10 protein-coding genes are annotated in these 9,433 nt (G+C 71.0%); 4 read left to right on the top strand and 6 right to left on the bottom strand.

The genetic code is table 11. The features are described from left to right. Positions 1-120 precede the first annotated feature (120 nt). The 3 genes from ACJA3G_RS21480 to ACJA3G_RS21470 form a co-directional block, all read right to left on the bottom strand. Complete coding sequence (locus tag ACJA3G_RS21480) at positions 121-1,278, bottom strand: ROK family transcriptional regulator (protein ID WP_406554646.1); 1,158 nt, start codon at positions 1,276-1,278, stop codon at positions 121-123. An 88-nt stretch (positions 1,279-1,366) separates the two neighbouring features. After that, positions 1,367-2,017, bottom strand: a complete 651-nt coding sequence (locus ACJA3G_RS21475) for a response regulator (protein WP_406554645.1) — start codon at positions 2,015-2,017, stop codon at positions 1,367-1,369. 301 nt (positions 2,018-2,318) lie between these two features. Next, the gene (locus ACJA3G_RS21470; RefSeq protein WP_406554644.1) at positions 2,319-3,491 is read right to left on the bottom strand and encodes a sensor histidine kinase; all 1,173 of its coding nucleotides are present in this window, start codon (positions 3,489-3,491) and stop codon (positions 2,319-2,321) included. A gap of 107 nt (positions 3,492-3,598) precedes the next feature. On the opposite strand from ACJA3G_RS21470, the gene ACJA3G_RS21465 reads away from it, so the two are divergent. From ACJA3G_RS21465 to ACJA3G_RS21450, 4 genes are all read left to right on the top strand, one after another. Continuing rightward, entirely contained in the window at positions 3,599-4,540 is a 942-nt protein-coding gene (locus ACJA3G_RS21465) for an ABC transporter ATP-binding protein (RefSeq protein ID WP_406554643.1), read from the top strand. A gap of 3 nt (positions 4,541-4,543) precedes the next feature. After that, positions 4,544-5,290 carry an ABC transporter permease gene (locus ACJA3G_RS21460; RefSeq protein ID WP_406554642.1) on the top strand — a complete coding sequence of 249 codons (747 nt, stop codon included), beginning with the start codon at positions 4,544-4,546 and terminating at the stop codon, positions 5,288-5,290. A gap of 37 nt (positions 5,291-5,327) precedes the next feature. After that, positions 5,328-5,765, top strand: a complete 438-nt coding sequence (locus ACJA3G_RS21455) for a hypothetical protein (RefSeq protein WP_406554641.1) — start codon at positions 5,328-5,330, stop codon at positions 5,763-5,765. Positions 5,766-5,894: 129 nt separating this feature from the next. Continuing rightward, the gene (locus tag ACJA3G_RS21450) at positions 5,895-6,296 is read left to right on the top strand and encodes a hypothetical protein (RefSeq protein WP_406554640.1); all 402 of its coding nucleotides are present in this window, start codon (positions 5,895-5,897) and stop codon (positions 6,294-6,296) included. A gap of 120 nt (positions 6,297-6,416) precedes the next feature. Here ACJA3G_RS21450 and mug read toward each other — a convergent pair whose 3' ends face one another. Genes mug through ACJA3G_RS21435 form a run of 3 tightly spaced genes read right to left on the bottom strand, consistent with a single transcriptional unit; the run spans position 6,417 to position 9,344 of the window. Next, complete coding sequence (mug, locus tag ACJA3G_RS21445; protein WP_406554639.1) at positions 6,417-6,974, bottom strand: G/U mismatch-specific DNA glycosylase; 558 nt, start codon at positions 6,972-6,974, stop codon at positions 6,417-6,419. Positions 6,975-7,014: 40 nt separating this feature from the next. After that, the gene (gene purB / locus ACJA3G_RS21440; protein ID WP_406554638.1) at positions 7,015-8,457 is read right to left on the bottom strand and encodes an adenylosuccinate lyase; all 1,443 of its coding nucleotides are present in this window, start codon (positions 8,455-8,457) and stop codon (positions 7,015-7,017) included. A gap of 59 nt (positions 8,458-8,516) precedes the next feature. Then, entirely contained in the window at positions 8,517-9,344 is an 828-nt protein-coding gene (locus ACJA3G_RS21435) for an SGNH/GDSL hydrolase family protein (RefSeq protein ID WP_406554637.1), read from the bottom strand. Positions 9,345-9,433: the final 89 nt, after the last annotated feature.

Here is a 9,433-nt window from a genome sequence, read left to right as displayed (position 1 = left end):
GTCGGGGCGCCCAGAGGGGCCAGGCCAACCACGGGCTTCGCCAGGCATGGCCGACCAATGGCAGGCGCACCGCTCGCTCACCCGGCCGCCCGCTTGCCCGCCGCTTGCCCGTTCGCCCGCTCAGCGGCGGGCCGTCACCGTACCCTCGACCGCGAACAACTGCTCCTCGACATGGTCGAGCGCCAGCCGCAGCGCACCGGTCGCCACCGCCGCCTCGCCGAGCAGCGAGAGGGCGACCCGCGGTGGACGCAGGCAGTACCGCGCCAGCTCCTGCCGCAGGGGTTCGAGTACCCCGTCGATGCCCGCCGCCCAGCCCCCCACGACCACCAGCTCCGGGTCGAGCGCGAGCACCAGCGCCGCCACATCGTGGACCAGCCTCTGAATGAACCGCTCGACCGCTTCCTGCGCCCCGCTGTCACCCCGCTTGGCCAGGGCGAACACATCCGCGACCGCCTGCTCGTCCAACGGGTGCAACGGTTCCTCGGTCGTCGACAGCAGCCTCTCCGGCGTCACGTCGCGGCCCAGCAAATGCAGCGCGCCGATCTCGCCGGCCGCGCCGCCGAAGCCCCTGTGCAGCCGCCCGCCTATCAGCGATCCGGCTCCGGGGCTCAGCCCCGCCAGGACGAAGACGATGTCGTCGGAGTCGGTCGCCGCCCCCTTCCAGTGCTCGGCCACGGCCGCCGCGTTGGCGTCGTTCTCGACCAGGACGGGGCAGCGGAACGACCGCCGCAGCCGCTCGCCCAGGGGCAGACCGGTCCACTCGGGCAGTGCCGTCCCCAGCCGTACGGTGCCGTCGGCCTCCACTATGCCGGGGCTGCCGACACCGACCGCGCGGAGCGAGCTGCGCGCCACGCCGGCCCGCCGCAGCAGATCGGCGACCGTCGCCCTGACCTTCTCCAGCCGCTCGTCGGCGGAGGCCGTCTCCGACACCTCGCGGGACCCGGCGCCCACGATCCGGCCGTCGAGCCCGGACAGCAGCGCCGCCACCCGGTGCGGGCCGATCTCGATGCCCAGCAGATGGCCCGCCTCGGCCCTGAACCTGAACCGGCGCGCGGGACGCCCTTGGCGGCGCGCCTCACCCTCCTCGGGAGCCGACTCGACGACGAGACCGCCCTCCATGAGCCCTTCGACCACACCCTCGACCGTCGGTCTCGACAGACCGGTGATCCGGGTGAGATCGGTCAGCGTGGGGGATTCCGCCCCACGCAGTGCATGGAGAACCACTGCGGAATTGATCCGCCGCAGCAGAGAGGGATCCCCGCCGGTCAGCCGCCCCAACGTGTGTCCTCCCAGCTCGTACGCGTTTCTGCCGGATCGTACTCGCTGGTCAGGTAGACGGCGAGTGGCGGATGGTCACGGAGACGCATCAGCTGGGAGCCACGAAACCCGACTCGTACGCCGCGATGACCGCCTGGGTCCGGTCCCGGGCGCCCAACTTGGCCAGGACGGCGCTGACATGCGTCTTCACCGTCTCGGTACCGACGATCAGCCGGGCGGCGATCTCCGCGTTGTTGAGCCCGCGCGCCATGAGCCGCAGAACAGCCGCCTCACGCTCCGTGAGCGCCGCCTTGTCCAGCGCCGCCTTCGCTTCCCGGTTGCCGTACTCGGCCGCGAGCGCACGGACCGCCGCGGGGAACAGCAACGACTCGCCCTCCGCGACCAGCCGCACCGCGTGCACGATCTCGGCGGGCCGGGCCCGTTTCAGCAGAAACCCGTCGGCACCCGCCCGCAGCGCCTCGTACACGTACTCGTCGTTCTCGAACGTGGTGACCACCAGGATCTTCGGCGGGTTCTGCACGGTGCGCAGCACCGCCCGGGTGGCCTCTATGCCGTCGAGCAGCGGCATCCGCACATCCATCGCCACCACATCGGGGCGCAACTGGCGCACCAGCGGGATGACGGCGGCGCCATCGGCGGCTTCGCCCACCACCTCGATATCGGGCTGGGACTCCAGAACGGCCCGCAGACCCGCGCGGACCAGGGGTTCGTCGTCGACGAGAAGAACGGTGACCGGCATCCGTCCACCCTAGGGCGTGTTCGGATCTTGCCCGGCTCGCGGGGGCTGGCTCGCGGGGCCGGCACGCACGTCTGCGGTGCTGCCGCCGGTTGACGACTCCCCGGAGGTCTCGGCTTGGCTCCACCAGGGGGACCCCACGCCTCCGCCGGCCTCCTCCGCCTGGCAGCCGCACGCACCGGCTCCCGCTTGGCCACCTAGGCCTACGCGGCAGGACCGAAGCTGGCAGGACCGAAACCGGCACCACCGAGGCTGGCGGGACCGAAGCCCGCGGGACCCGAACAAAGACCTGCCGGGCGGCCCATCAGCGCAGGCCGTCCAGCGGTAGCCGGACGCGCACCCTCCACTCTCCTTCCTGAGGACCCGAACGGGCCTCGCCACCCAGCAGCGCCGCCCTTTCCCGTATACCGCGCAGCCCGCTGCCGCCCTGTCCGCCGGGTACGGAACCCGGCAGCGGATTCGTCACATCGAGCTCTAATCGCTCACGCAACACCGCTATCCGCACCCGCACGGGCACCGGTCCACAGTGCCGCAGCACATTGGTCAGCGCCTCCTGAAGGATCCGGTACCCCTCCCTGGAGACGGGGCCCGGCACCGAGGTCAGCGGGCCACTCAGTTCGACCTCCACCTTCGCCCCCGACGCCCGCGCCGATTCGAGCAGCCGGTCGGCCTCGTCGAGCGTCGGCCGCTGTCCCACCGGGCCCCCGCTCTCACGCAGGACCAGCAGGACGCGCTCCAGGTCGTCCAGTGCCGCCCGGCCGGTCTCCTCGATCGCTGCCAGCGCCCTGGCCGTGAACGCCGGATCTCCCGCGGTCCGGGCAGCGCCTGCCTGCACCACGGCGACGGTCAGGGCGTGCCCGATCGAGTCATGGATTTCACGCGCGATCCGGTTGCGTTCGAGCAGTTGCTCCGTCCGTTCCTCCAGGGCGGTCAGCCGCTCCTCCTTCGACGGGCCAAGGAGTTGCCGCGCGAGGGCGGCATTCAGCTCTCCGAGGGCGGTGACGCAACCGAGCATGAGGAGGAGGGGCAGCGGCGCGAGCACCCACCACCACCAGTGCGGTGCCATGTCGCGCAGCACGGGGACTTCGCTCGTCCCACTGCCCGCGGGAGCGGTCAGCAACTCGTACGTGATCATGGGGAGCCATACCGATATCACCATGGTCACCAGCGCGAGGGCCAGCCGGATCTCCAACCACGCGACGGTCCGCCAGCGCTCGGCCCAAACGGCCGACGGGGCAGCGGAGACCGTCGCGTCGTGCCGGCCACGCTCCTTCGGCACGACGAGCAACTGGACCTGTATGCCCTCGGCCAGGCGCACGGCCGGTACCAGCCCTATCAACAGCAGCGCGAGGAAGGGGACATAGGGCTTTTCCATGTCGATGAACAGCCAAATGCCGTACACGGCGACGGGCATCGACAGATGCAGCCATCGCGTGTACGTCACGGAGCGGCCCAGCGGGCGGAGGAAGCGGAACATGTCGCCATCGTGCCAGCGCCCGAATCGCCGCGGCTCCCCCGGGCGGGGGAGATGATCCCCCCGCCCGGGGGAGGCCCAGGACCTGGCACGACGGCGAATGTTGAGACATGACCAGCATCGACGTCCAAGAGCTCACCAAGGAGTACGGAACCACCCGCGCCGTGGACCGCCTGACGTTCAGCGTGCGGCCCGGCCGGGTCACCGGCTTCCTCGGCCCCAACGGCGCCGGCAAGTCCACGACCATGCGCCTCGTGCTCGGCCTGGACCGGCCGACCTCCGGCACCGCCACCGTCGGTGGCCGCCCGTACGCGGAATACGACGAACCGCTGCACCACGTCGGCGCGCTCCTCGACGCCCAGGCCGCTCACGGCTCGCGCACCGCGCGGAATCATCTGCGCGCCCTCGCGGCCGGCAACCGCATACCGGTCCGCCGTGTCGACGAGGTGCTGGAAGAGGCGGGAATCGCCAGTGTGGCGGACCGGCGTGTCAAGACCTTCTCCCTCGGCATGCGCCAGCGGCTCGGCATCGCCGCGGCCCTGCTCGGCGATCCCGCGGTGCTGATCCTCGACGAGCCCTCCAACGGACTCGACCCGGAAGGGATCATCTGGATACGGGAGTTGATGCGCGGGCTCGCACGGCAGGGCCGGGCCGTCCTGGTCTCCAGTCATCTGATGAACGAGACCGCCTCGTTCGCCGACCACCTCGTCGTCCTCGGCCGGGGACGGCTGCTCGCCGACACCGCCATGCAGGACTTCATCGACTCGCGCATCCAGCCGCGGGTGCGTCTGCGGACCACCGAAGGCGGCCGTCTGCGCACGGTCCTCACCTCCCGGGGTTTCGCACCCGTCCAGGGTGAGGACGGCCGCTGGATAGTCGAGGGCGCACGGGTCGAGGACGTGGGACCGATCGCCGCGGCGGAAGGCATCCCGATCCTGGAACTGGCGACGGAGGAAGCCACGCTGGAGCAGGCCTACCTCGACCTGACAGCCGGCGAGGCGGAGTTCGCGTCCGCAATGTCCGGAAACCCCCACCGCGACCAGGAGGTATGAGCCATGTCGTTCCCCGCGGTTCTCCACGCCGAGTGGATCAAAGTCCGCTCGCTGCGCTCTCTCGTCGGGTCGCTGATATCCGTGTTCCTGGCCACAGCCGGGCTGACCGTCCTCGTCTGCGCCACGCTGGGTCGCCCGGAGCCCGACAGTACCGACTTCGACCCCGTCCTCTTCTCGTACTACGGCCTGAACTTCGGGCAGATGGCGGCGCTCACCTTCGGGGCGACAGCCATGGCCGCGGAGTACAAGAACGGAGGAATACGGATCTCGCTCGGCGCCGTGCCCGACCGGGGGCTGTTCTACAGAGCGAAACTGGCTGTGATCGGTGGGCTGGTCCTCGTCATGGGTCTCGTCACCAGCCTGACCTCCTTCCTGTCCGGCCAGGCGCTCATGGACAAGGGGTTCGGCATAGGCATCGGTGATCCCGGGGCACTGCGCGCGGTGATCGGATGCGCCCTGTACCTGGCCCTGCTCAGCCTGCTGGCCGCGGGCCTCGCGGCCCTGCTGCGCAGTGTCACCGGGGCCATGAGCGTGCTGGTGCCGCTGTTCCTGATCGTGCCCTTCGTGGTCGGGGACGTGTCGGAGGGTGGCGGCGCCCAGGACTTCCTGCCGGACCGGGCCGGACGGCAGATCCTTCTGCTCCACCCGGAAGGGCCGTTGGGGGCCTGGAGCGGTATGGCGGTTCTCGCCGCGTGGAGCGCCCTGGCCGTGGCGGCGGGCTGGTGGACGCTGCGGCGGCGGGACGCCTGACGGACGAATTGTCAGTGGCTGCGGGTTTACTGACTGCATGACCACCGCACGGCATCTCGAAGTCATCGACCTGCTGCGCGCCCGCGACTTCCCCGCGGAGCGCGGCAGGTCGGGAGCGATCACCAGCGGTCCCGGCTACCACCTGGTGGAGCTCAGCACCAGCGAGGACTTCTGGGATGACGACGGCAGCAGACGCGTCGAAGTGGAGGAGCAGTACGAGGCCGAGTGCGAGGCACTGGCCGGGCTGTTGAGCCGGCGGTGGGGTGCGGCGCAGATGGTCAGTCTCTGGAGCGTGTTGACCCGGGGCATGGAAGGAGAGGAGATAGCCGCGCCATGGGACGAGTTGAGCAACAGCGTTCCCTATGTCCACATCTGGCAGGCGGACGGCCGCTGGGTCGCCGTCGGCGTCTCGCAGTGGGACACGGAACTGGAGTTCCAGCTGCTGGCGGTGGTGACGGAGGTCGATCCGCCGTAGGGCGTGCGGGGCGACCTGCCGTACGGGGGAGAGGCACGGCCGCAGGGTGAGGCCCGGCGGTTCGGTGGTCCGCCGTGGCGTAACGTCCTGATGCGTCGCCGTCTCCTGCCGGCGGGTGAGGAGATCGTGATGACGTACGCAGTGGCGGACCTGGGTGGCGGTACGACGGAAGTGTCCGTCGTGGCGGACGGTCTGGTGCAGATGACCGGCTTCGCCGGCGGGGGTGAGGCGTCGGTGGCCGAGTTCACCCCCGCGCAGGCCCGGGAGCTGGCGGCGGCGCTGGTGCGGGCGGCGGACGAGGCGGAGAACCTGGCGCCGAGCGAGCCCGTGTCGGTCAAGGCGCAGGACCTGCGCCGGGGTGACGTACGCGACGGCGACCGGTCGATGACCGTCGACCGGGTGAAGGTCGAGGGGGCGATCTCGACGGCACATGTCACCTGGAAGTCGGACGCGGGCCGCACCTGGACACAGAGCTATGCGATGGACACGGACATCCGTCTGCGGAGGCGGGGGCCGGAAGCGGCCAGGTGAGGAGAAGGGGGGTCGGGAGCTCGGCAGTGCTGCTGGACGCGGCGCTGGGGGCGCACACACTGGGCCAGGGGCGAGATGGTTTCCGCCAGCCGCCAGCCGCCAGCCGCCAGCCGTCCGGCGCTAGCCGGCCGTCGGGTCAGGTTCCGCCTGCGCCGCCACTCGTAGGCGGGCGAACTCCTCGGCCATCGTCTCGGCCGTCCAGTGGGCGTTCAAACCACTGGGGTTGGGCAGGACCCAGACGCGGGTGTCGCCGATGGTGCGGGTCTGGGGGCCTATGCGGGCCTTGCGATCGTCGAAGGCGGTGCGGTAGGCGGTGACGCCGACGACGGCGAGGTAGCGCGGGCGGAGCCGTTCGACCTTGGCGGTGAGGATACGGCCGCCCTCGCGGTACTCCTCGGCGCTCAGCTCGTCGGCCCGGGCGCTCGCCCGGGCGACGACGTTGGTGATGCCGAGGCCGTAGGTGAGCAGTTCGTTCTGCTCGGAGGGCTTCAGCCGGCGCGGGGTGAAGCCCGAAAGGTGCAGGACCGGCCAGAAGCGGTTGCCCGGACGGGCGAAGTGGTGGCCGGTGGCGGCGGACATCAGACCGGGGTTGATGCCGCAGAAGAGCACGGACAGACCGCCCGCGACCACGTCGGGAATGACGTTGTCGCGAGCGGCCTGGAGTTCCTCGGGAGTCATCGTGTGGTCCCGTCGGTGACGTCGTCGGCCCGGGGCCGGGTCAGAGGATCGAACCCGGAGTGTACGCGGCGGCGGCCGGGTGCTGCTTGACGATCTCCTCGATACGGGAGACCAGAGCGGCGACCTGGTCACCGGCGGCACCGGTGAAGGACAGCTTGTCGGCCATCAGGGCGTCGAGCTGGGCGCGGTCGAGCGGCATACGGTCGTCGGTGGCCAGCTTGTCGAGGAGTTCGTTGCGCTCGGCGCCCTGCTCGCGCATGGCGAGCGCGGAGGCGACGGCGTGCTCCTTGATGACCTCGTGCGCGGCCTCGCGGCCGACCCCGGCGCGTACCGCCGCCATCAGCACCTTGGTGGTGGCGAGGAAGGGAAGGTAGCGGTCCAGCTCGCGGGCCACGACGGCGGGGAAGGCGCCGAACTCGTCGAGCACGGTGAGGAAGGTCTCGAGCAGACCGTCGAAGGCGAAGAACGCGTCGGGCAGCGCGACCCGGCGGACGACCGAGCAGGAGACGTCGCCCTCGTTCCACTGGTCGCCGGCGAGCTCGCCGGTCATCGAGGCGTAGCCGCGCAGGATGACCATCAGGCCGTTGACGCGCTCGCAGGAGCGGGTGTTCATCTTGTGCGGCATCGCGGACGAGCCGACCTGGCCCGGCTTGAAGCCCTCGGTGACCAGCTCGTGTCCGGCCATCAGACGGATCGTCTTGGCGACCGAGGAGGGGGCGGCGGCGAGCTGCACCAGGGCGGTGACGACGTCGTAGTCGAGGGAGCGGGGGTAGACCTGCCCGACGGAGGTGAAGGCGTGGGAGAAGCCGAGGTGACCGGCGATGCGCTGTTCGAGCTCGGCGAGCTTGGAGGCGTCGCCGCCGAGCAGGTCGAGCATGTCCTGGGCGGTGCCGACGGGGCCCTTGATGCCGCGCAGCGGGTAGCGGGCGAGCAGCTCCTCCAGGCGGCCGTAGGCGACGAGCAGCTCGTCGGCGGCGGTGGCGAAGCGCTTGCCCAGGGTGGTGGCCTGCGCGGCGACGTTGTGCGAGCGGCCCGCCATGACCAGCTCCGCGTACTCACCGGAGAGCTTGCCGAGCCGGGCGAGGACGGCCACGGTCCGGTCGCGCATCAGCTCCAGGGAGAGCCGGATCTGGAGCTGCTCGACGTTCTCCGTCAGATCGCGGGAGGTCATCCCCTTGTGGACCTGCTCGTGCCCGGCGAGGGCGTTGAACTCCTCGATCCGCGCCTTCACGTCGTGGCGGGTGACCTTCTCACGCTCGGCGATCGAGGCGAGGTCGACCTGATCGAGTACGCGCTCATAGTCGGCGAGGGCGGCGTCCGGCACCTCGATCCCGAGGTCCTTCTGCGCGCGCAGCACGGCGAGCCAGAGCTGACGCTCCAGCTTCACCTTCTGCTCGGGGGACCAGAGGACGGCCAGCTCCGTGGAGGCGTAGCGGCCGGCCAGGACATTGGGGATGCGAGGCTTCGCAGACACAGCAGTCACGTGTCCAGATTCTACTGGCGATTTCTGCAGGCCAGCGCCCCGGTCCGGTTTGTGGCTTGCTACGAGAGCGCGGTCACGTCGCCGGACGCCGTCCCCGGTCCGTCCGCCACGGGCGGAGTGAGGTCGTACGGGAGCAGCTCCGGGCGCTTCGCCAGGCGGCCGTCGCCCGAGGACCTGCCGGTGAGGCGGCGGCCGATCCACGGGGCGAGGTGCTGCCGGGCGAACCGCGCGTCGGCCACGCGGCGCGACGCCCAGCGCGGACGCGGCCCGTTCGACAGCGGGGCGAGCCAGTCGTCCTCGGGGGGAAGGCCGAGCTTCTGCCAGACCGCCTCGGCCACCCGGCGGTGGCCCTCGCCGGTCAGATGGAGCCGGTCGACGTCCCACAGGCGCGGATCGCCGAGCACGGCCGCGCCGTACAGGTCGACGACGAGGGCGTCGTGCTTGGCGGCGAGGTCCTCGATGTGGGAGAAGAGCTCTTCCATACGGGGGCGGAAGCGTTCCATGACCGGGCCGTTGCGGCCGGGGCTGCGCATCAGGACGAGCTGTCCGCAGGACGGTGCCAGCGTCTCGACGGCCTCGGTGAGGAGTGCGCGCACCCGGCCCATGTCGCACTTGGGGCGCAGTGTGTCGTTGAGGCCGCCCACCAGAGTCACCACGTCCGCCCGCATCGCGGCGGCGGGCTGGACCTGCTCGTCGACGATCTGGCCGATGAGCTTGCCGCGTACGGCGAGATTGGCGTAGCGGAAGCCGGGGGTCCGGGCGGCGAGCCGGGCCGCGAGCAGGTCCGCCCAGCCGCGGTAGGAACCGTCGGGCAGGAGGTCGGACATGCCCTCGGTGAAGGAGTCACCGAGCGCGACAAAGCTGGTGTAGCTGGCATTCATCTCCATGGCGGAGCGATCGTACCGCGCGGTAGTGTCACGCGGTCCGGGTGGAGAGGGCGAGGGGGAAGCGGATGAGCGGGGCGCTGGAACAGGGG

The sequence above is a fragment of the Streptomyces sp. YS-3 genome (assembly GCF_045257485.1).
GTDB lineage: Bacteria > Actinomycetota > Actinomycetes > Streptomycetales > Streptomycetaceae > Streptomyces.
This window is presented reverse-complemented; position numbering and strand designations above follow the sequence as displayed.

Coding starts and splice junctions, on each gene's coding strand:
- ACJA3G_RS21475 (WP_406554645.1), bottom strand. CDS start 2,017: ATGCCGGTCACCGTTCTTCTCGTCGACGACGAACCCCTGGTCCGCGCG.
- ACJA3G_RS21470 (WP_406554644.1), bottom strand. CDS start 3,491: ATGTTCCGCTTCCTCCGCCCGCTGGGCCGCTCCGTGACGTACACGCGA.
- ACJA3G_RS21465 (WP_406554643.1), top strand. CDS start 3,599: ATGACCAGCATCGACGTCCAAGAGCTCACCAAGGAGTACGGAACCACC.
- ACJA3G_RS21460 (WP_406554642.1), top strand. CDS start 4,544: ATGTCGTTCCCCGCGGTTCTCCACGCCGAGTGGATCAAAGTCCGCTCG.
- ACJA3G_RS21455 (WP_406554641.1), top strand. CDS start 5,328: ATGACCACCGCACGGCATCTCGAAGTCATCGACCTGCTGCGCGCCCGC.
- ACJA3G_RS21450 (WP_406554640.1), top strand. CDS start 5,895: ATGACGTACGCAGTGGCGGACCTGGGTGGCGGTACGACGGAAGTGTCC.
- mug (WP_406554639.1), bottom strand. CDS start 6,974: ATGACTCCCGAGGAACTCCAGGCCGCTCGCGACAACGTCATTCCCGAC.
- ACJA3G_RS21435 (WP_406554637.1), bottom strand. CDS start 9,344: ATGGAGATGAATGCCAGCTACACCAGCTTTGTCGCGCTCGGTGACTCC.